We start from the raw sequence: 20,123 nt of genomic DNA, 5'->3' as shown, positions 1-20,123 counted from the left end.
GTGAAAAATACTATGAAGTACATGTCAGAATTGACAACGGTAATAGCATTGATAATTTTAATGGCTGTCATCACTATTATCAATTCAAATTTTTTAACAGCAAATAATCTGTTAAATTTACTATTGCAAGTAACATCAAATGCACTGATTGCTTTTGGAATGACTTTTGTTATTCTAACAGGTGGAATCGATTTATCAGTAGGATCAATTTTAGCCTTATCCAGCGCGCTAACAGCAGGTTTATTAGGATCTGGAATGCCTGTTACGTTAGCAATTCTCATCTCTTTAATTTTGGGTTGCATTCTAGGTATGATGAATGGGTTATTGATTTCCTACGGGAAATTAGCTCCATTTATCGTCACTTTAGCGACTATGACTATTTTTAGGGGAGCAACACTTGTTTATACAAATGGGAATCCTATTACAAAAGGATTAAGTGATACATTCTTATTTCAATTTTTGGGGCAAGGTTACATAGTAGGAATTCCATTTCCTGTAATTATTATGTTTATTGTATTTATTGTTTTATATGTTTTACTTCATAAAACAGCATTTGGTAAATCTGTATATGCTATAGGGGGGAATGAAAAAGCAGCATATATATCAGGTGTGAAATTAAATAAAGTGAAAATTATCATTTATTCAATATCAGGTATTATGGCTTCAATTTCTGGATTAATTATAACATCACGCTTAAGTTCTGCTCAACCAACAGCAGGTGCTAGTTATGAAATGGATGCTATTGCAGCTGTTGTTCTTGGAGGAACCTCTTTATCTGGAGGTAAAGGTCGTATACTTGGGACTCTAATAGGTGCTTTAATTATTGGAGTTTTGAATAATGGACTTAATATTATTGGTGTTTCAGCATTTTGGCAACAAGTAGTAAAAGGAGTTGTAATCTTAATTGCTGTTCTGATTGATCGTTTTAAAGTTGTAAAACAGTAGAATAATTTTCAATTTTTTTGGAAATAGTAACAATTTATTAGATGACGTACAATAATCGGGATTGAAACTATCCCTATAGATATATATTACGAGGAGTAATAACATGAAAAATATTAAAAAAATTAGCATTTTTGCTTTGTTTGTAACATTTATTTTTGCTTTAGTAGCTTGTGGAAAAACTGGTTTAGGAAATTCATCAAATGATAATAAATCTACGACTCAAAAGTCGGCAAAAGAATTAAAATTAGGAGTTTCTATTTCTACTACTAACAATCCTTATTTTGTGGCTATGAAAGATGGCCTTGAAAAAGCTGCAGGGGAAAAAGAAGTAACTTTGAAGATAGCAGATGCACAAGATGATGCTGCTAGACAAGCAGATGATATTCAAAATTTTATTAGTCAAAATGTAGATGCTTTACTAATTAATCCAGTTGATTCTGATGCAATTGTTACATCTATTAAAGCTGCTAATAATGCAAACATTCCGGTAATCTTAATTGACCGCGGTAGTAATGGTGGTGAAGTCTTGACAACTGTTGCTTCTGATAACGTAGAAGCAGGTAAAATGGCTGCAGAATTTATTACCAAGCAATTGGGAGAAAAAGCAAAAACTTTTGAATTATCAGGAGTCCCTGGCGCTTCTGCAACTGTAGATAGAGGTAAAGGATTTGAACAAATTTCAAAGACAAATTTAGATGTTCTTTCTAGTCAATCCGCTAATTTTGATCGCGCAAAAGCTTTGAATACAGCGCAAAATATGATTCAAGGAAACAAAGAAGTACAAGCAATCTTTGCACAGAATGATGAGATGGCGTTAGGAGCTGCACAAGCAGTAAAAGCAGCTGGTCTTAGCAATGTATTAATTGTTGGTATTGATGGTCAACCAGATGCACATGATGCTATTGCAAAAGGTGATATTACTGCCACTATTGCTCAGCAACCAGCTAAGATGGGTGAAATTGCTATTCAATCAGCAATAGATCATTATCAAGGGAAAAAACTGGAAAAAGAAACAGTTTCTCCAATTTATCTTGTGACTAAGGATAATGTTGATCAACATAACTGGTGATATATTTTTAGTAAGCAAGTAGTTGTTAATTTTCATTCAATGTGGTTTTTAAATATCATTGTTACTATTTGAACTATTGGATTCAAAAAGACCAGATTCCAAGCTTGGATCTGGCCTATGATATGCTACCTTTGATGGAAATGATGGAAGCTCCTGACAAGTCAGAGTTTTTCTACCGCCACAGTACAGAAGACGATTGGGAAAAGAAAATTTTCTAATCCTTTACTAAATAACCTAGCTGATCCAAGGCCTCCTCGATATAGTGGAGGTCTTGTTGTGTTTCGGCTTCAACTAGGTGGTAATGGATACCATCTGTCAATTCAGATAAAGGTTTAAAATCAGAATGCTCGACTTGTTCTAGAAAATGTTGCACATCTCTGCGACAAGACAGTTTAAGCAAGGTTTCAATTTCTCCATAGACGGGATGGTCAATCAAGGTATTTTGAACACGTCCACCATTATCAACGATAGCAAGGAGTTCTTGACCGATTTCTTCAACTTCATGTTTCACTTTGAAAAGTTTGTGAACATAAGGATTGGTTTCAATTTGCTTATAGACGTAGCCACGATTAGTGGATAGGATAGGAGCGCCATCGGCTCTCAAAATTGCAATGTCCTGCACAATGACCTGACGTGTGACATGAAAATGTTCCGCCAAACTTTGGCCATTAAGGGCTTTAGGAGCTTCTTTCAAGAGTTGGAGCAGAGCTTGTTTGCGATCTTTTGTCATAGCTTTTCCTTTTAACGGCGTTTTCGAAGCACTTTATAGACAGCTAGTGCTAATGTATAGTCTACCATACTATGGATAATTGTGCCAAATCCAACTAGTACAAATAGAACATAAAACATATTTTCTACATTGGTACCAGAAGTTGCGTAAAAAACGACACAGGCCAATACTTCAGCAAGGGCATGGATAAGCGCTAAAACAAAGTTAAAAATCCAGGAAGCTTTTGGTTTATCTAGGGTATCGGGGAATTTTTGTAGGTAAAGAGCTCCCAAAGTCCCAAAAAAGATATGGGAAAAAGCTCGAAATACGATAACCATGGGATAGCCAGCCATCAAAAATCCAAAACTAGAGGCTAGGATGACAAAAACAGCCATCAAGGGCGATAAGAACATGGCAATAAAAATAGCGATGTGGCTTCCTAAAGTATAGGAAGCAGGTGGAATGACAATCTTGAAAGGCATAACAATTGGAATCAAAATTGCAATAGCCGTTAAAAGGGCAGTCATTGTCATAAATTGTGTCTTTTTCCGTGTATTCATAAGAATCTCCTTTTTTCTGTATATACACTAGTATAGTACAATAAACAAGACAATAAAGCAAGGATTTACTTAGGTTTATAGGTCGTTTTTTAGTAAAAAGTTCACTATAAAGAAACTACTTCAAACAAAATCTCCACCTTCAAGCTTGAAAGCGGAGATTATTTTTATTTCTTCAAGGTTTGTAGTCTTGGAACAATAGCTAGGGTTAGAACTGCAGAAATGACTAATTCGGCGATTGAATTTGTTGAGATAACAGTTGCTAGGAGTTTTTGGATATTACCATCAAAAACATTTCCAAAAAGGTAGAAAATTCCACCAAGGACAAAGACTGTATTGGTAAGTGAACCAAGGGCACCAGCTAGAATCAGACCAGTCTTGTTTTTCATCAGTTTATAGACTAGATAAGGAGTTAAACCAATCAAAATACGTGGGACGATAGCTATAATAGCTGAGTAGATGTTTCCGTTTGGTACGAATGGTGAGAAGAGGTAGCTTGTCGGTAGAATTGTAATCGTGTTAACAGTTAAACTAAGTAGCCCCATCAAAAATCCAAGTGTAACCCCAACTCGTGGACCGTAGATAATGCTGGCAATAATGACAGGAATATGAACGATGGTCGGTTTGATTGGAAATGGGAAAAGGTTAAAGATAAGTGAGCTCAGAAAATGAATCACGAGCATGGTTGCAAAAAAGATAGCAATGGGTGCAATATTAGAGCGTTTTTTCATCGAGAGTTTCCTTTATTCTTTCTAAAATAATTGTGAGGTCAGCTAATGCTCCTCGTCCATGGTCTCCACAAGCTAGTAGGGATTTCTTAGGAGCAATCAGCTGATAGCCGTAGCTTTCTAATGTTTTCAGATTAGCCTGAGTTGCCGGATGTTCATACATCTTTGTATTCATAGCAGGAGCTATTAGTTTAGGAATATGACTGGGCAATGCTAGAGCTGTACTGGTCACCATATTGTCCGCAAATCCGTGGGCTAGTTTTGCAATAGTGTTAGCAGTTGCAGGGGCCACAATAAATAAATCCGCCTTTTTTCCAAGTTCGATATGATTGACCTGATCAGGATAGGGTTCCTTCATGACATCCAAGTGGACAGGATTCTGTGAGAGTACCTGTAGTGTCAAAGGTTGGATAAACTCTGTAGCAGCCTGAGTCATTAAAACAGTGACTTGATGACCTTGTTTTTTTAGAGAACTGACTAAATCTGCCGACTTGTAAGAGGCGATAGACCCCGTTACAGCCAAGAGAATATGTGCCATAGCTTTCCTTTCTATGAATGATAGGCTTGAATTTTTTCAAGGAGGAGTTCTGCAATTTCTTCTTTAGTCTGGACTGTTTGAAGCTGATCTTTTTCAACAAAGATTGCACGATGCTGGTTTGGTGAGATTTGAGTCAGGTCATTCGCAATGATTAAGTCAGCTTGGTTCTTGATAAGACTTTTTCTGGCAATCTCGATGAGATAATCCTCAGAGACATCAACCAGCAGTTTGAAACCAATCAGATGAATAGCAGGATTCCATTTCTTGACTAGAGAGATGATTTTGGGTGTTTTTTTCAGGAATAAAACCTGAACCTCATCAGTTGAAGAAATCTTAGCTTGATGATTCTGCCTGCTTAAAAATTCTTCTAGATTGGAGCTAGCCTGAACTTCCTCAAGTCCTGCCATATAAACAGGAGTGTAATCAGATACGGCCATTGAGTGAATCAAGACCTGATAATCCTGAATACGTTCTTTCATTTCAAGAAGAAGATCCTTGGTATTGTTAATTTCTCGAATACTTAGATTAGGATGGGCTACTGGCTTCACAGCTCGTTTTGTCGTTATCAAACAAACTTCATGTCCTGCAGCAAGCAGGGTTTCTGTGATGATTTTCCCTAAGCGACCTGTAGAATGGTTAGTGATAGAGCGGACGCTATCGATAGCTTCACTGGTACCGCCCGATGTAACTAAAATTTTCATAGCACTATTGTACACAAAAATAAACGGTAAGTAAAATGAAAGTGATAAAAATTTGGTAAAAGGAAAGAATATAGTTTCAAACTATAAAGCCATATAAAATTTAAGAAAGGACTCTAAAAACCTTAAAAATAAGGGATATTTACGAACGTTTGGAGAGTTTAAGGATGTTAAAAATCTTGTTTTGTGTTATAATGAATTATCATATAAGAGGTTAGAGGAGTTTTGAATGAAAACAGATATTGAAATCGCACAGAGTATTGAGTTAAAACCAATCGTTGATGTTGTAGAGAAACTTGGTATTTCTTACGATGATTTGGAGTTGTATGGAAAGTACAAGGCTAAGCTCAGCTTTGATAAAATTCGTGCAGTTGAGAGCAATCCAGTTGGAAAATTGATTTTGGTTACTGCCATCAACCCAACACCTGCAGGTGAAGGAAAATCAACTATTACCATTGGTCTGGCGGATGCCTTGAACAAGATTGGCAAGAAAACCATGATTGCTATTCGTGAACCATCTCTTGGTCCAGTAATGGGGATTAAGGGTGGTGCGGCAGGTGGTGGTTATGCCCAAGTTCTGCCAATGGAAGACATCAACCTTCACTTTACTGGGGACATGCATGCCATTACGACTGCCAACAATGCGCTTTCTGCCTTGATTGACAACCACTTACACCAAGGAAATGAGTTGGGAATTGATCAACGTCGTATCCTCTGGAAACGTGTTGTGGACTTGAACGACCGTGCTCTTCGCCATGTGACAGTTGGACTTGGTGGCCCTCTAAATGGTATTCCACGTGAGGATGGCTTTGACATTACCGTCGCTTCCGAAATCATGGCGATTCTTTGCTTGGCAACAGACATCGAGGACTTGAAACGCCGCTTGGCTAACATTGTTATCGGATATCGTTACGACCGTACACCTGTTTCTGTTGGTGATCTACAGGTTGAAGGTGCTTTAGCATTAATCTTGAAGGATGCTATTAAGCCAAACTTGGTGCAGACAATTTACGGTACACCTGCCTTCGTACATGGTGGTCCATTTGCCAATATTGCTCACGGATGTAACTCTGTCTTGGCAACGACTACAGCCCTTCACTTGGCTGATTACACAGTTACTGAAGCTGGTTTTGGTGCAGACCTTGGTGCCGAGAAATTCCTTGATATTAAGACACCAAACTTGCCAACATCTCCAGATGCAGTAGTTATTGTTGCAACCCTTCGTGCCCTTAAGATGAATGGTGGCGTGGCTAAAGATGCTCTGACAGAGGAAAATGTGGAAGCAGTTCGTGCCGGTTTTGCTAACTTGAAACGCCACGTTGTAAATATCCGTAAGTTCGGTATTCCAGCAGTCGTAGCTATTAACGAATTTGTATCTGATACAGAGGCTGAAATTGCAGCCTTGAAAGAACTTTGTGAGTCAATCGATGTACCAGTTGAATTGGCTAGTGTCTGGGCTGATGGTGCAGAAGGTGGAGTAGCACTTGCCGAAACAGTTGTCAAAACCATCGCTGAAACCCCAGCTAACTATAAACGTTTGTATGACAATGACCTTTCTGTTCAAGAAAAGATTGAAAAGATTGTTACTGAAATCTACCGTGGTAGTAAAGTGAACTTTGAAAAGAAAGCTCAAACACAAATCGCTCAAATCGTTCAAAATGGTTGGGACAAATTGCCAATCTGTATGGCTAAGACCCAGTATAGCTTCTCAGACAATCCAAATTCGCTTGGAGCACCAGAAAACTTTGAAATTACCATTCGTGAATTGGTACCAAAATTAGGTGCAGGCTTTATCGTTGCATTAACTGGCGATGTCATGACCATGCCAGGCCTACCAAAACGTCCAGCAGCTCTCAACATGGATGTTGAAAGCGATGGAACAGTATTAGGCTTGTTCTAGTATATTGTAATTGACTTTATACTCTTCGAAAATCAAATTCAAACCACGTCAGCTTTACCTTGCCGTACTCAAGTACAGCCTGCGGCTAGCTTCCTAGTTTGCACTTCGATTTTCATTGAGTAAAAAATGAGTTTGGAAATACTATCCAAGCTCATTTTTTATCTAAATATAAGAAGTTGCCTTCTACACGTAACCAGTCTAGGTAAAGATATTTTCCCTGAATTCTGATATAATAGAAATATTGACTTCAAGAGTAAGGAAGAGAAGATGAACGCATTATTAAATGGAATGAATGACCGTCAGGCTGAGGCGGTGCAAACGACAGAAGGTCCCTTGTTGATTATGGCGGGGGCTGGTTCTGGAAAGACCCGAGTTTTGACCCACCGCATTGCCTATCTGATTGATGAAAAGCTGATCAATCCGTGGAATATCTTGGCCATTACCTTTACTAATAAGGCTGCGCGTGAGATGAAGGAGCGTGCTTATAGCCTCAATCCAGCCACTCAGGACTGTCTGATTGCGACCTTCCACTCCATGTGTGTTCGTATTTTGCGTCGCGATGCGGACCATATTGGCTACAACCGCAATTTCACTATTGTAGATCCTGGTGAACAGCGGACGCTCATGAAACGCATTCTCAAACAGTTGAACTTGGATCCTAAAAAATGGAATGAACGGAGCATTTTAGGGACCATTTCCAATGCTAAGAATGATTTGATTGATGATGTGGCTTATGCTGCTCAAGCTGGTGATATGTACACGCAAATCGTGGCTCAGTGTTATACAGCCTATCAGAAAGAATTGCGTCAGTCGGAGTCGGTTGACTTTGATGATTTGATTATGCTGACCTTGCGTCTCTTTGATCAGAATCCTGATGTCTTGACCTACTATCAACAGAAGTTTCAGTACATCCATGTTGATGAGTACCAAGATACCAACCATGCCCAGTATCAATTAGTCAAACTCTTGGCTTCGCGCTTTAAAAACATCTGTGTGGTTGGGGATGCGGATCAGTCTATCTATGGCTGGCGTGGTGCTGATATGCAGAATATCTTGGACTTCGAAAAGGATTATCCCCAAGCCAAGGTTGTTTTGTTGGAGGAGAATTACCGTTCAACTAAAACCATTCTGCAAGCGGCCAACGAGGTCATTAAAAATAATAAAAACCGCCGTCCTAAGAATCTCTGGACTCAAAATGCTGATGGGGAACAAATCGTTTACTATCGTGCAAATGATGAGTTGGATGAGGCTGTATTTGTAGCTAGAACCATCGATGAACTTAGTCGCAGTCAAAACTTCCTTCACAAGGATTTTGCAGTTCTCTATCGTACTAATGCGCAGTCTCGTACTATTGAGGAAGCCCTTCTTAAGTCCAATATCCCATATACCATGGTTGGAGGAACTAAGTTCTACAGTCGTAAGGAAATCCGCGATATTATTGCTTATCTCAACCTCATTGCTAATTTGAGTGATAATATCAGTTTTGAACGTATTATCAACGAACCTAAACGAGGAATTGGCCCAGGCACTGTTGAGAAAATCCGTGATTTTGCGAATATGCAAGATATGTCTATGCTGGATACTTCAGCAAACATCATGTTATCTGGTATCAAGGGTAAAGCAGCCCAGTCTATCTGGGATTTTGCCAATATGATTCTAGATTTACGAGAGCAGCTAGATCAATTAAATATTACAGAGTTGGTTGAGGCCGTCCTAGAAAAAACAGGTTACGTCGATATTCTAAATGCTCAAGCGACTTTAGAAAGCAAGGCTAGGGTTGAAAATATTGAAGAGTTCCTTTCTGTGACGAAAAACTTTGATGACACCTCTGATGGACCAGAAGAAGAAACTGGTTTGGACAAACTAAGTCGTTTCTTAAATGACCTGGCCTTGATTGCGGACACAGATTCAGGTAGTCAGGAGACATCAGAAGTGACCTTGATGACCCTGCATGCTGCCAAAGGTCTCGAGTTTCCAGTTGTCTTTTTGATTGGGATGGAAGAAAATGTCTTTCCGCTTAGCCGTGCAGCTGAAGATCAAGATGAATTGGAAGAAGAACGCCGTCTGGCCTATGTAGGAATTACGCGTGCAGAGAAAATTCTCTATCTGACAAATGCTAACTCGCGCCTGCTTTTCGGTCGTACCAACTACAACCGTCCGACTCGTTTTATTAACGAAATCAGTTCAGACTTACTTGAGTATCAAGGATTGGCTCGTCCAGCCAATACAAGCTTTAAGGCATCTTATAGCAGTGGTGGGGTTGCCTTCGGTCAAGGTATGAGTTTGGCTCAGGCTCTTCAAGACCGTAAACGCAGTGCGGCCCCAAAAACTATCCAGTCAAGCGGTCTCCCATTTGGTCAATTTACTACTGGATCAAAATCAGGGTCTAGCGAGGCAAATTGGTCCATTGGTGACATTGCTCTCCACAAGAAATGGGGAGAGGGAACTGTTCTGGAAGTTTCAGGAAGCGGTGCTACGCAGGAATTAAAAATCAATTTCCCAGAAGTAGGTTTGAAAAAACTTTTAGCTAGTGTAGCCCCAATTGAGAAAAAAATATAATTTTCCATCCTTCTCACGAATAATAAAGTGAGGAGGATTTTTATGTATAGTATTTCATTCCAAGAAGATTCACTGTTGCCAAGAGAAAGGCTGGCAAAAGAAGGAGTTGAAGCGCTCAGTAATCAAGAGTTGCTAGCTATTTTACTTAGGACAGGAACACGTCAAGCTAGCGTTTTTGAAATTGCCCAGAAAGTTTTGAACAATCTTTCAAGCCTAACAGATTTGAAAAAAATGACCCTGCAGGAATTGCAGAGTCTGTCTGGTATTGGCCGAGTTAAGGCCATAGAATTACAAGCTATGATTGAACTGGGCCATCGTATTCACAAACATGAGACTCTTGAGATGGAAAGTATTCTCAGCAGTCAAAAGTTGGCCAAGAAGATGCAGCAGGAGTTGGGACATAAAAAACAAGAGCACCTGGTGGCGCTCTATCTCAATACTCAAAATCAAATCATCCATCAACAGACCATTTTTATCGGTTCTGCAACTCGTAGTATCGCTGAGCCGCGAGAGATTCTTCACTATGCTATCAAGCATATGGCGACTTCTCTCATATTGGTTCACAATCATCCTTCGGGAGCGGTAGCCCCTAGCCGAAATGATGATCATGTCACTAAACTTGTAAAAGAAGCCTGTGACCTGATGGGGATTGTCCTTTTGGACCATTTGATTGTCTCTCATTCTAATTACTTTAGTTATCGTGAAAAGACGGATTTAATCTAAAGTTCATTAACGACATAGTCAAAGAGGTTTTTATCTTTGGGGCGATTTTCAAAAAGAAACTCTGGATGCCATTGGACACCGAGAAAGGCGACATCATCCGTACTCATGACAGCTTCAATGATACCATCCTTAGGATCATGAGCTGCAATCTTTAAGTTGGGAGCTAAATCCTTGATACTCTGGTGGTGGAAAGAGTTGATATGGGAGATTTCTCCATAGATTTCTCGAAGAACAGTATCTGGTTCGGTTACCAAGCGCTGGGTTGTGTACTCGGCAGAACAATCCTGCCAGTGGTCTTCGATATCTTGATACAAAGTTCCACCCATGGCAACGTTAAAGAGCTGAGTCCCACGGCAGACAGAGAAAATCGGCTTTTTCTGTTTAATAGCTTCCTTGATGAGGGCCAACTCGAAGATATCTCTTTGAAGGTGGTAGTCATCGCTATCAATAGTTTTTGGTTCACCATAGAATTTTGGATCAACATTTTGCCCACCTGTCAAGATGAGCTTGTCAATCATACTGATATAGTAGCAGGCCATTTCTTGATCACCAATCGGTAGGATGATGGGAATCCCTCCAGCGTCTTTAACGCCTTCCACAAAGCCTTTTGCTGCGTAGCTCATCATGATGTCATCATCTGGATGAGTTTTTTCGTTTCCTGTAATCCCAATAACTGGTTTTTTCATAAAATGATTTTCGCTTTCTAATCCTCTTTTCGCATAAAATAGAGGAGGGTTTGGAGTTCACTTGTCAAATCGACATACTGAACGACTACATCTTTTGGTAAATGCAGATGGACTGGTGAAAAACTGAGAATTCCTTTCACACCAGCATCCACCAAGAGATTGGCAACCTCTTGGGATTTAACGCTAGGAACAGTCAGGATAGCAGTCTTCACATCAGCATCCTTGATTTTATCCTTGATTTGAGAAATCCCGTAAATGGGAATTCCATCAGGAGTTTGGGTACCAACTTCAGGATGGTCATCTAGGTCAAAGGCCATGATAATCTTCATTTTGTTACGCTCATGGAAGCGGTAGTGGAGAAGGGCATGGCCCATATTACCAATACCAACAAGCATGACATTGGTAATAGAGTTATCATTGAGCAAATCGGCAAAAAACGTCATCAGTTTTTTGACATCATAGCCAAAACCACGACGACCAAGTTCACCAAAATAGGAAAAATCACGACGTACGGTCGCTGAATCAATTCCAATGGCCTCTGCAATTTGCTTAGAGTTGGCACGTTCAATCTTTTCTGCATGAAATCTCTTAAAAATTCGATAGTAGAGAGAGAGTCTTTTTGCTGTAGCTTTTGGAATAGCAGACTGTTTATCTTTCACAAAATCACAACCTTTCTATTCTTCTATTTTATAGAAACATTGTGAAAAAATCAACAAAAACAAGAAAAAACTAAGAAAAATCTTAGTTTTGATGTAAAAAATCTGCATGTGATAGAAAACGGTAGAGGTCTCCAACCAGTCCCTGGTAAACTTCCTGTCCCTTAAAGGTTAAAGAAGTCACATAAAGTGTATCTGGCAGGGTCACACAGCCTGACAAAGCTAGCATGAGTGATTCATAATCCTCGTACTTGAGAGTCCGCTCTACCTGATAGCTATCTTTATAGGTTAGTTCAAACATATGTGACCTATCTTTCAGATTTTGTAAAGACACCACGTTCTACCAAACTATCCATGAGGAAGTAGAATTTTTCCTGATGAATGTGGTGGTCTTCTGATTTGAAAATATCAACCAGGCGAAGGCCAAACTTGTCAGTGATATTGATTTTAGCCCCTGTGAGTTCCTTGTTGATAATGATTTTTAGTTGGAAGCCTTCTCCGCTGTTTGGTACCTTTTCAAGTAGGCGAGTCAGTTCATAGTTACCAACTTTTGTTTCAAAAAAAGTATTGTCCTTGAGGGTGAATTTCTTAACAGAAGGGCTAAGAGTGTAGTCGTAACGACAATTTTTTAACTGAATGGTTTTTTCAAATGCCATATGGCTAACCTCCGATAATTTCTTTTAAGGTTTTTGCGAGGGTTTGTAGGTCTTCGATAGTATTTTGTGGCGATAAACTGATGCGAACGGATTCCTTTAATCGTTCTGAATTTGCCCCGTACATGGCTTCAAGAACATGGCTGGATTGGACAATGCCTGCAGTGCAAGCTGAGCCAGTAGAGATAGAAATTCCAGCTAAATCTAGACGGAGGAGTAAAAGGTCGTTTTTTTGACCAGGAAATCCAATATTGAGAACATAAGGAAGATGATCTTGTCCTCTATTCAGATAATACTGAACTTCCTCAAGCTCCGCAAGAAAAGCAGTTTCTAGATTTTGTACATGTTGGAAATGTTTATCTTGTTTTTCTAGGTCTTCTTTTAGAGCTGCAACCATAGCAACGATGCCAGCTAGATTTTCAGTGCCTGCACGTTTTTTCTGTTCTTGGTCTCCGCCATGGAGATAGGAATCAAAGTCTATACTTGATGCGTAGAGAAAGCCGATTCCCTTAGGGCCATGGAATTTATGGGCTGAAGCAGTGAGAAAATCAATGCCTAATTCTTCTGGGTGAATTGGAATTTTGCCAATAGCCTGAACTGCATCAACATGGTAGGCAGCTGGGTGTTGCTTGAGGATTTGGCCAATTTCAGCAATGGGAAGTAGGTTTCCTGTCTCATTATTAGCAAACATGGTAGAAACCAAAATTGTATCATCACGTAAGGCCTCTTGAATTTGCTGGGCTGTGATTTCTTGATTTTCTGGTTGGATCATGGTTACTTCAAAACCAAAGTGTTGAACCAAGTAATCAATCGTTTCAAGGACAGCATGGTGTTCGATGGCAGTTGTGATGATATGTTTTCCTCGTTCTTGATGACGAAGACAGTAGCCAATGATAGCAGTATTGTTGCCTTCAGTCCCACCAGAAGTGAAAAAGATATGTTGAGGTTTTGTCCCCAGTAACTGAGCTAGTTCCTGACGGGCTTCTCGCAAGAGTTTGCCAGCTTGACGACCATGACCATGAATACTAGATGGATTTCCGTGGGTTTCTTGCATAACCTTGGTCATCGCTGAAATAGCAACTGCTGACATGGGAGTCGTTGCAGCATTGTCCAAATAAATCAAAGAATCACCTTATTTCTTTTTGTTGTAGGCAAAGAGTGGGCTGACTGGTTTTCTTTCGTGGATACGGACGATAGCATCACCAATTAACTCACTAGCAGTGATGTAGCATACGTTTTTAGGAGTTTTTTCTTTTGTTGCTACTGAATCAGTCACAAGAATTTCTTTAATATTAGTATTATCAAGAAGTTCAGCAGCTCCTTCGACGAAGAGACCATGACTAGAAACAGCATAAATTTCTGTAGCCCCTTCACGTTCAACGATTTTAGCAGCTTCAGAGAAGGTACGTCCTGTATTTAAAATATCGTCAATCAAGATAGCTTTTTTACCTTCAACATCACCGATAATATAACCTTCGTTGCGAGTTGCATCGTCTTGAGGGTAGTCTATAATGGCGATAGGAGCATCAAGATATTCAGCTAAGCTACGAGCACGCTTTACACCTGAATTTTTAGGGCTAACGACAACAACATCTGAACCAAGTAGGCCCTTATCGCAGTAATGTTTTGCAAATAGAGGAACTGTGTAGAGGTTGTCAACAGGAATATCAAAGAAACCTTGAACTTGGACAGCATGCAAATCAAGCGTAAGGACACGATCAACACCAGCCTTAACCAGCATATTAGCAACTAGTTTAGCTGTAAGTGGCTCACGTGGTGAAGCGATACGATCTTGACGTGCATAACCAAAATATGGAAGGACAACGTTGATACTGTGGGCACTTGCGCGCACACAAGCATCGACCATGATTAACAATTCCATTAGGTGGTTGTTAACAGGGAAACTTGTTGATTGGATGATGTAAACATCATAACCACGGACACTTTCCTCGATATTTACTTGGATTTCTCCATCAGAAAATTGACGTGATGACAGTTTTCCAAGTGGAATACCGACAGCATCCGCAATTTTTTGTGCAATCTCTTGGTTAGAGTTGAGCGCGAAAAGTTTCATATTTTTTCTATCTGACATTATAGACCGTCCTCTGTAAACTTTATAAAACCTAGTTATATCTGCCTTACATATATGAACTAGGATGTGTGTATTTTTATCTTTTCTATTTTACCAAAAAATGAAGATTATTTCAGCTATTTTTCATGCTTTTGACAAATCGAACCAATTTTGAAGGAGCTTTTTGATAAGCAATCTGATTTTTCTCTAAAAATTGCTGGAAATCTTGCTTTCCTAGCTCGTGATTTTCCACCTCAAGCTCTAATTCGTAATCTGTAATATCAAAGTACTGACTTTCATCCAGTGCCATGAGGCCAATTGGTGTTTGCATTTCATAGCGAAGCGTTGTTAGACAACCAAGAACCTGCCATTTTTTACTTTGGATACCATGTTTAGCCAATTCATCCAGCACCAGTCCCTGAGGAAGTTCTTCTTTAGCCAGATAATCTTCAGCATCTTTTAGTTGCAATTTTTGATTGTATTCCATGTTTCCGACACTTTGTGGGACTTTGAGTGTCAATTCTGCCCAGTCTTCAAAAGTGCGAATGCGTATAGCGACTTTCTTTTCTCGCAGTTCAAAATCAGGCGTGTCTATGTAGTAATTTTTTTGAAGAACAGGAGTGACGTCTGTGAACTGGTCTTTTAGACGATTATATTCATCTTTTTTCAAGAGTGTTTTCAATTCAATTTCTAAATGTTTCATTTTTCTTACCTTTTCTTTATCGTTGAAAGCGGATTTATGGTATAATAAGCATTGTATTTATTGTATATGAATCTGGAGAAAAAATCAAAGATATTTTTGAAGGATAATATGAGAACAAGGGAGAATATATGACCTTAGAATGGGAAGAATTTCTAGATCCTTACATTCAAGCTGTTGGTGAGTTAAAGATTAAACTACGTGGTATTCGGAAGCAATATCGTAAGCAAAATAAGCATTCTCCTATTGAGTTTGTGACTGGTCGAGTCAAACCGATTGAAAGTATCAAGGAAAAAATGGCTCGTCGTGGCATTACTTATGCGACCTTGGAACACGATCTGCAAGATATTGCCGGCTTGCGTGTGATGGTCCAGTTTGTAGATGACGTCAAGGAAGTAGTGGAGATTTTGCGCAAACGTCAGGATATGCGGATCATACAAGAGCGTGATTACATTACTCATCGAAAATCCTCAGGCTATCGTTCCTATCATGTGGTAGTTGAATATTCGGTTGATACCATTAATGGAGCTAAGACCATTTTGGCAGAAATTCAAATTCGTACCTTGGCTATGAATTTTTGGGCAACGATAGAACATTCTCTCAACTACAAGTACCAAGGGGATTTCCCAGAGGAAATTAAAAAGAGACTGGAAATTACTGCCAAAATTGCCCATCAGTTGGATGAAGAAATGGGTAAAATTCGAGATGATATCCAGGAAGCCCAGGCTCTTTTTGATCCTTTGAGTAGAAAATTAAATGACGGTGTAGGAAACAGTGACGATACAGATGAAGAATACAGGTAAACGAATTGACCTGATAGCAAATAGAAAACCGCAGAGTCAAAGGGTTTTGTATGAATTGCGAGATCGTTTGAAGAGAAATCAGTTTATACTCAATGATACCAATCCAGATATCGTTATTTCCATTGGTGGGGATGGCATGCTCTTGTCGGCCTTTCATAAGTACGAAAACCAGCTTGACAAGGTCCGCTTCATTGGTGTTCACACTGGACATTTGGGCTTCTATACGGACTACCGTGATTTTGAGTTGGACAAGTTAGTGACTAATTTGCAGTTAGATACCGGAGCAAGAGTCTCTTACCCTGTTCTGAATGTGAAGGTTTTTCTTGAAAATGGTGAAGTGAAGATTTTTAGAGCACTAAATGAAGCCAGTATCCGCAGGTCTGATCGAACCATGGTGGCGGATGTTGTGATTAACGGTGTCCACTTTGAACGTTTTCGTGGAGATGGGCTAACAGTTTCGACACCGACTGGTAGTACAGCCTATAACAAATCACTTGGCGGAGCTGTTTTACACCCTACCATTGAAGCTTTGCAATTAACGGAAATTGCCAGTCTTAATAATCGTGTCTATCGAACCTTGGGTTCATCTATTATTGTTCCTAAGAAGGATAAGATTGAACTCATCCCAACGAGAAACGATTACCATACTATTTCGGTTGACAATAGCGTTTATTCCTTCCGTAATATTGAACGAATTGAGTATCAAATCGACCATCATAAGATTCACTTTGTGGCATCACCTAGCCATACCAGTTTCTGGAACCGTGTGAAGGATGCTTTCATCGGCGAGGTGGACGAATGAGGTTTGAATTTATCGCAGATGAGCATGTTAAGGTTAAGACCTTTTTAAAAAAGCACGAGGTTTCTAAGGGGCTGCTAGCTAAGATTAAGTTTCGAGGTGGAGCTATTCTGGTAAATGACCAACCGCAAAATGCAACCTATCTATTGGATATTGGAGACCGAGTTACCATTGATATTCCCGCTGAGGAAGGCTTTGAAACTCTCGAAGCTATCGAGAGACCATTAGACATTCTCTATGAGGATGATCATTTTCTAGTCTTGAATAAACCCTATGGAGTGGCTTCTATTCCTAGTGTCAATCACTCCAATACCATTGCCAATTTTATTAAGGGTTACTATGTCAAGCAAAACTATGAAAATCAGCAGGTTCACATTGTGACTAGGCTCGATAGGGACACTTCTGGCTTGATGCTCTTTGCCAAGCACGGCTATGCCCATGCACGACTAGACAAGCAGTTGCAGAAAAAATCTATCGAGAAACGCTACTTTGCTTTGGTTAAAGGTGAAGGATACTTGGAGTCAGAGGGGGAAATTATTGCCCCGATTGCGCGTGATGAAGACTCCATTATTACCAGACGTGTAGCTAAAGGTGGAAAGTATGCTCATACTTCTTACAGTATTGTAGCTTCTTATGGAAATATTCACTTGGTCGATATTCGCCTGCACACTGGGCGAACCCACCAAATCCGAGTCCACTTTTCTCATATTGGTTTTCCTTTGTTGGGAGATGACTTGTACGGTGGTAGTCTAGATGATGGAATTCAGCGCCAAGCCCTACATTGCCATTACCTATCCTTTTATCATCCTTTTCTAGAGCAAGACTTGCAGTTAGAAAGTCCCTTGCCGGATGATTTCAGTAACCTTATTACCCAGTTATCAACTAATACTCTATAAAAACTGTTTCAGAGTATAATTATTATCTTAAAGGAGAAAACTCATGGAAGTTTTTGAAAGTCTCAAAGCCAACCTGGTTGGTAAAAATGCTCGTATCGTTCTCCCTGAAGGGGAAGAACCTCGTATTCTTCAAGCAACTAAACGCCTGGTAAAAGAAACAGAAGTGATTCCTGTTTTGCTTGGAAATCCTGAAAAAATTAAAATTTATCTTGAAATCGAAGGCATCGAGGATGGTTATGAAGTCATCGACCCTCAACATTATCCTCAATTTGAAGAAATGGTCGCTGCCTTGGTAGAGCGTCGCAAGGGCAAAATGTCTGAAGAAGATGCACGCAAGGTTTTGGTTGAAGATGTCAACTATTTTGGTGTTATGTTGGTTTACTTGGGCTTGGTTGATGGAATGGTGTCAGGTGCGATTCACTCAACTGCTTCAACAGTTCGTCCAGCCCTTCAAATCATCAAAACTCGTCCAAATGTAACTCGTACTTCAGGTGCCTTTCTCATGGTTCGTGGTACTGAACGTTACTTATTTGGAGACTGTGCCATCAACATCAATCCAGATGCAGAAGCCTTGGCTGAAATTGCCATCAACTCAGCAATCACAGCTAAGATGTTTGGCATCGAGCCTAAAATTGCTATGCTAAGCTATTCTACTAAAGGTTCAGGATTTGGAGAAAGCGTTGATAAGGTTGTTGAAGCAACTAAAATTGCTCACGACTTGCGTCCCGACCTTGAAATTGATGGTGAGTTGCAATTTGATGCGGCCTTTGTTCCAGAAACTGCAGCTCTGAAAGCTCCTGGAAGTACGGTAGCTGGTCAAGCAAATGTCTTCATCTTCCCAGGTATCGAGGCAGGAAATATCGGTTACAAGATGGCTGAACGTCTTGGTGGTTTTGCAGCTGTTGGCCCTGTTCTACAAGGTTTGAACAAGCCAGTTAACGACCTTTCTCGTGGATGTAATGCTGATGATGTCTACAAGTTGACCCTTATCACAGCAGCCCAAGCTGTTCATCAATAAGATTTAGTCCTCTTTCCCTTGGGAAGAGGTTTTTTATACTCAATGAAAATCAAAGAGCAAACTAGGAAACTAGCCGCAGGCTGTACTTGAGTACGGCAAGGCGACGTTGACGTGGTTTGAATTTGATTTTCGAAGAGTATTAATACTAGGAAAAGGACAGTTAGAATCTTCTGTGTTATACTAGAGATATGTTAGATTTGAAAGAATACGGTATCGTTATGTGGCCGGTGGAGAAGATCATTTCTTTTCGTGAGAAACTTCTCACTTGGTATGATGAAAACAAAAGAGATTTACCATGGCGTAGGAGTAAGAATCCTTATCATATCTGGGTCTCTGAAATTATGCTTCAGCAGACCAGGGTGGATACGGTTATCCCTTACTATGAACGATTCTTGGACTGGTTCCCAACAGTGGAAAGTTTGGCGAATGCGCCTGAAGAGCGTTTGTTGAAGGCTTGGGAAGGTTTGGGTTATTATTCTCGAGTACGCAATATGCAGGCTGCGGCTCAGCAGATTATGACAGACTTTGGTGGTCAATTCCCAAACACCTATGAAGGAATTTCCATCTTGAAAGGTATTGGACCTTACACAGCAGGAGCCATATCCAGTATTGCTTTTAATTTGCCTGAGCCGGCTGTAGATGGTAATGTCATGCGTGTTTTGGCGCGTCTATTTGAAGTTAATCACGATATTGGGATTCCAAGTAATCGTAAAATTTTTCAGGCAATGATGGAAATCTTGATTGACCCAGAACGTCCGGGTGACTTTAATCAAGCCTTGATGGACCTAGGCTCAGATATTGAGGCGCCAGTAAATCCCAGACCAGAAGAAAGCCCAGTTAAGGACTTTAGTGCGGCATATCAGAATGGCACAATGGACCGTTATCCAATCAAGGCTCCCAAGAAAAAGCCTGTCCCAATTTATCTTAAAGCCTTGGTGGTCAAAAATACTCAGGGACAATTTTTACTTGAAAAAAATGAAAGTGAAAAGCTATTGGCAGGTTTTTGGCATTTCCCACTGGTAGAAGTAGATGACTTTTTGCAAGAGGAGCAGTTTGACCTCTTCCATCAGGTTGCAGAAGAAAGTGTGAATTTTGGACCCAGTCCAGAAGAGAGTTTCCAGCAGGACTATGACCTAGATGTTGATTGGCTTGATATTTATTTTGACACTGTTAAGCATGTCTTTAGTCATCGCAAGTGGCATGTTCAAATTGTAGCAGGTCAGGTGACTGACTTCCATGACTTTTCCGATAGGGAAGTTCGCTGGCTTTCACCAGAAGAGTTTAAGGATTTTCCACTTGCCAAACCCCAACAAAAAATCTGGCAGGCTTATGCAAAAGCCAACTTAGACAGTAGCAAAGATTAGCTATTGTGTCTTCTTGTTATTTTTTTGGTATAATAGTAGAGAAAAAGGTGA

23 protein-coding genes are annotated in these 20,123 nt (G+C 39.9%); 11 read left to right on the top strand and 12 right to left on the bottom strand.

The window, feature by feature from the left end; genetic code table 11:
- The 3 genes from QM956_RS02505 (at position 1) to QM956_RS02495 (ending at position 2,232) form a co-directional block, all read left to right on the top strand.
- Positions 1-945, top strand: a complete 945-nt coding sequence (locus QM956_RS02505) for an ABC transporter permease subunit (RefSeq protein WP_004248623.1) — start codon at positions 1-3, stop codon at positions 943-945.
- 103 nt (positions 946-1,048) lie between these two features.
- Positions 1,049-2,014 carry a substrate-binding domain-containing protein gene (locus tag QM956_RS02500; RefSeq protein WP_000789622.1) on the top strand — a complete coding sequence of 322 codons (966 nt, stop codon included), beginning with the start codon at positions 1,049-1,051 and terminating at the stop codon, positions 2,012-2,014.
- 68 nt (positions 2,015-2,082) lie between these two features.
- Complete coding sequence (locus tag QM956_RS02495) at positions 2,083-2,232, top strand: NUDIX hydrolase (protein WP_203212744.1); 150 nt, start codon at positions 2,083-2,085, stop codon at positions 2,230-2,232.
- On the opposite strand, the gene QM956_RS02490 is transcribed toward QM956_RS02495, so the two are convergent.
- From QM956_RS02490 to coaB, 5 genes are all read right to left on the bottom strand, one after another.
- Positions 2,229-2,744, bottom strand: coding sequence for a transcription repressor NadR (locus QM956_RS02490; RefSeq protein ID WP_033685158.1), 516 nt, complete (start codon positions 2,742-2,744; stop codon positions 2,229-2,231). The two genes, QM956_RS02495 and QM956_RS02490, sit on opposite strands and share 4 nt — an antisense overlap.
- Before the next feature lie 11 nt (positions 2,745-2,755).
- Positions 2,756-3,283, bottom strand: coding sequence for an ECF transporter S component (locus QM956_RS02485; RefSeq protein ID WP_033685157.1), 528 nt, complete (start codon positions 3,281-3,283; stop codon positions 2,756-2,758).
- Positions 3,284-3,447: 164 nt separating this feature from the next.
- Positions 3,448-4,011, bottom strand: coding sequence for an ECF transporter S component (locus QM956_RS02480; RefSeq protein WP_000747412.1), 564 nt, complete (start codon positions 4,009-4,011; stop codon positions 3,448-3,450).
- Positions 3,995-4,546, bottom strand: coding sequence for a phosphopantothenoylcysteine decarboxylase (gene coaC / locus QM956_RS02475; protein WP_045611770.1), 552 nt, complete (start codon positions 4,544-4,546; stop codon positions 3,995-3,997). Before coaC ends, QM956_RS02480 begins: the two co-directional genes overlap by 17 nt.
- A gap of 11 nt (positions 4,547-4,557) precedes the next feature.
- On the bottom strand, positions 4,558-5,247 hold the full coding sequence (coaB, locus tag QM956_RS02470; protein WP_000699520.1) for a phosphopantothenate--cysteine ligase: 690 nt from the start codon (positions 5,245-5,247) through the stop codon (positions 4,558-4,560).
- 226 nt (positions 5,248-5,473) lie between these two features.
- On the opposite strand from coaB, the gene QM956_RS02465 reads away from it, so the two are divergent.
- The 3 genes from QM956_RS02465 to radC all read left to right on the top strand — a co-directional run bounded on the left by QM956_RS02465 (position 5,474) and on the right by radC (position 10,426).
- Positions 5,474-7,144: a formate--tetrahydrofolate ligase gene (locus QM956_RS02465; protein WP_414302181.1), complete on the top strand. Its 1,671-nt coding sequence runs from the start codon at positions 5,474-5,476 to the stop codon at positions 7,142-7,144.
- Positions 7,145-7,411: 267 nt separating this feature from the next.
- Positions 7,412-9,703 (top strand): DNA helicase PcrA, encoded by a 2,292-nt coding sequence (gene pcrA / locus QM956_RS02460; protein WP_261035190.1) that lies wholly within the window; start codon positions 7,412-7,414, stop codon positions 9,701-9,703.
- Between the two features lie 42 nt (positions 9,704-9,745).
- The gene (gene radC / locus QM956_RS02455; protein ID WP_049501787.1) at positions 9,746-10,426 is read left to right on the top strand and encodes a RadC family protein; all 681 of its coding nucleotides are present in this window, start codon (positions 9,746-9,748) and stop codon (positions 10,424-10,426) included.
- On the opposite strand, the gene QM956_RS02450 is transcribed toward radC, so the two are convergent.
- The 7 genes from QM956_RS02450 to QM956_RS02420 form a co-directional block, all read right to left on the bottom strand.
- Complete coding sequence (locus QM956_RS02450) at positions 10,423-11,112, bottom strand: gamma-glutamyl-gamma-aminobutyrate hydrolase family protein (RefSeq protein ID WP_414302180.1); 690 nt, start codon at positions 11,110-11,112, stop codon at positions 10,423-10,425. The two genes, radC and QM956_RS02450, sit on opposite strands and share 4 nt — an antisense overlap.
- A 17-nt stretch (positions 11,113-11,129) precedes the next feature.
- Positions 11,130-11,771, bottom strand: a complete 642-nt coding sequence (locus QM956_RS02445) for a redox-sensing transcriptional repressor Rex (protein ID WP_000653417.1) — start codon at positions 11,769-11,771, stop codon at positions 11,130-11,132.
- Between the two features lie 82 nt (positions 11,772-11,853).
- On the bottom strand, positions 11,854-12,069 hold the full coding sequence (locus QM956_RS02440; RefSeq protein WP_414302179.1) for a DUF4649 family protein: 216 nt from the start codon (positions 12,067-12,069) through the stop codon (positions 11,854-11,856).
- A 7-nt stretch (positions 12,070-12,076) separates the two neighbouring features.
- Positions 12,077-12,424 (bottom strand): DUF1831 domain-containing protein, encoded by a 348-nt coding sequence (locus QM956_RS02435; protein WP_000863540.1) that lies wholly within the window; start codon positions 12,422-12,424, stop codon positions 12,077-12,079.
- A gap of 4 nt (positions 12,425-12,428) precedes the next feature.
- Positions 12,429-13,544 carry a cysteine desulfurase family protein gene (locus QM956_RS02430; RefSeq protein WP_414302178.1) on the bottom strand — a complete coding sequence of 372 codons (1,116 nt, stop codon included), beginning with the start codon at positions 13,542-13,544 and terminating at the stop codon, positions 12,429-12,431.
- A 9-nt stretch (positions 13,545-13,553) separates the two neighbouring features.
- Complete coding sequence (locus tag QM956_RS02425) at positions 13,554-14,513, bottom strand: ribose-phosphate diphosphokinase (RefSeq protein WP_414302177.1); 960 nt, start codon at positions 14,511-14,513, stop codon at positions 13,554-13,556.
- 112 nt (positions 14,514-14,625) lie between these two features.
- A complete protein-coding gene (locus QM956_RS02420) occupies positions 14,626-15,195 on the bottom strand; it encodes a CYTH domain-containing protein (protein ID WP_414302176.1) in 570 nt (189 codons plus the stop codon).
- 128 nt (positions 15,196-15,323) lie between these two features.
- Here QM956_RS02420 and yjbM point away from each other — a divergent pair, with 128 nt between their 5' ends.
- From yjbM to mutY, 5 genes are all read left to right on the top strand, one after another.
- Complete coding sequence (yjbM, locus tag QM956_RS02415; protein WP_070527712.1) at positions 15,324-15,995, top strand: GTP diphosphokinase; 672 nt, start codon at positions 15,324-15,326, stop codon at positions 15,993-15,995.
- Positions 15,979-16,797 (top strand): NAD kinase, encoded by an 819-nt coding sequence (locus tag QM956_RS02410; protein ID WP_000799056.1) that lies wholly within the window; start codon positions 15,979-15,981, stop codon positions 16,795-16,797. Before yjbM ends, QM956_RS02410 begins: the two co-directional genes overlap by 17 nt.
- The gene (locus QM956_RS02405; RefSeq protein WP_261012415.1) at positions 16,794-17,690 is read left to right on the top strand and encodes an RluA family pseudouridine synthase; all 897 of its coding nucleotides are present in this window, start codon (positions 16,794-16,796) and stop codon (positions 17,688-17,690) included. The genes QM956_RS02410 and QM956_RS02405 overlap by 4 nt, the downstream gene beginning before the upstream one ends.
- Before the next feature lie 43 nt (positions 17,691-17,733).
- Entirely contained in the window at positions 17,734-18,708 is a 975-nt protein-coding gene (pta, locus tag QM956_RS02400; RefSeq protein WP_049544223.1) for a phosphate acetyltransferase, read from the top strand.
- 188 nt (positions 18,709-18,896) lie between these two features.
- Positions 18,897-20,072, top strand: coding sequence for an A/G-specific adenine glycosylase (mutY, locus tag QM956_RS02395; protein WP_414302175.1), 1,176 nt, complete (start codon positions 18,897-18,899; stop codon positions 20,070-20,072).
- Positions 20,073-20,123: the final 51 nt, after the last annotated feature.

Source organism: Streptococcus mitis (genome assembly GCF_047460035.1).
GTDB lineage: Bacteria > Bacillota > Bacilli > Lactobacillales > Streptococcaceae > Streptococcus > Streptococcus mitis_DW.
Note: the sequence above shows the minus strand (reverse complement) of the source record. Positions and strands in the feature narration are given on the sequence as shown.

Bases quoted from the DNA above. Each gene is read 5' to 3' on its own strand.
- coaC (WP_045611770.1), bottom strand. From the start codon at position 4,546: ATGGCACATATTCTCTTGGCTGTAACGGGGTCTATCGCCTCTTACAAG.
- pta (WP_049544223.1), top strand. From the start codon at position 17,734: ATGGAAGTTTTTGAAAGTCTCAAAGCCAACCTGGTTGGTAAAAATGCT.
- yjbM (WP_070527712.1), top strand. From the start codon at position 15,324: ATGACCTTAGAATGGGAAGAATTTCTAGATCCTTACATTCAAGCTGTT.
- radC (WP_049501787.1), top strand. From the start codon at position 9,746: ATGTATAGTATTTCATTCCAAGAAGATTCACTGTTGCCAAGAGAAAGG.
- QM956_RS02440 (WP_414302179.1), bottom strand. From the start codon at position 12,069: ATGTTTGAACTAACCTATAAAGATAGCTATCAGGTAGAGCGGACTCTC.
- QM956_RS02410 (WP_000799056.1), top strand. From the start codon at position 15,979: ATGAAGAATACAGGTAAACGAATTGACCTGATAGCAAATAGAAAACCG.
- mutY (WP_414302175.1), top strand. From the start codon at position 18,897: ATGTTAGATTTGAAAGAATACGGTATCGTTATGTGGCCGGTGGAGAAG.
- QM956_RS02435 (WP_000863540.1), bottom strand. From the start codon at position 12,424: ATGGCATTTGAAAAAACCATTCAGTTAAAAAATTGTCGTTACGACTAC.
- QM956_RS02500 (WP_000789622.1), top strand. From the start codon at position 1,049: ATGAAAAATATTAAAAAAATTAGCATTTTTGCTTTGTTTGTAACATTT.
- QM956_RS02465 (WP_414302181.1), top strand. From the start codon at position 5,474: ATGAAAACAGATATTGAAATCGCACAGAGTATTGAGTTAAAACCAATC.
- QM956_RS02485 (WP_033685157.1), bottom strand. From the start codon at position 3,283: ATGAATACACGGAAAAAGACACAATTTATGACAATGACTGCCCTTTTA.
- pcrA (WP_261035190.1), top strand. From the start codon at position 7,412: ATGAACGCATTATTAAATGGAATGAATGACCGTCAGGCTGAGGCGGTG.
- QM956_RS02480 (WP_000747412.1), bottom strand. From the start codon at position 4,011: ATGAAAAAACGCTCTAATATTGCACCCATTGCTATCTTTTTTGCAACC.
- QM956_RS02450 (WP_414302180.1), bottom strand. From the start codon at position 11,112: ATGAAAAAACCAGTTATTGGGATTACAGGAAACGAAAAAACTCATCCA.
- QM956_RS02405 (WP_261012415.1), top strand. From the start codon at position 16,794: ATGAGGTTTGAATTTATCGCAGATGAGCATGTTAAGGTTAAGACCTTT.
- QM956_RS02420 (WP_414302176.1), bottom strand. From the start codon at position 15,195: ATGAAACATTTAGAAATTGAATTGAAAACACTCTTGAAAAAAGATGAA.
- QM956_RS02425 (WP_414302177.1), bottom strand. From the start codon at position 14,513: ATGTCAGATAGAAAAAATATGAAACTTTTCGCGCTCAACTCTAACCAA.
- coaB (WP_000699520.1), bottom strand. From the start codon at position 5,247: ATGAAAATTTTAGTTACATCGGGCGGTACCAGTGAAGCTATCGATAGC.
- QM956_RS02490 (WP_033685158.1), bottom strand. From the start codon at position 2,744: ATGACAAAAGATCGCAAACAAGCTCTGCTCCAACTCTTGAAAGAAGCT.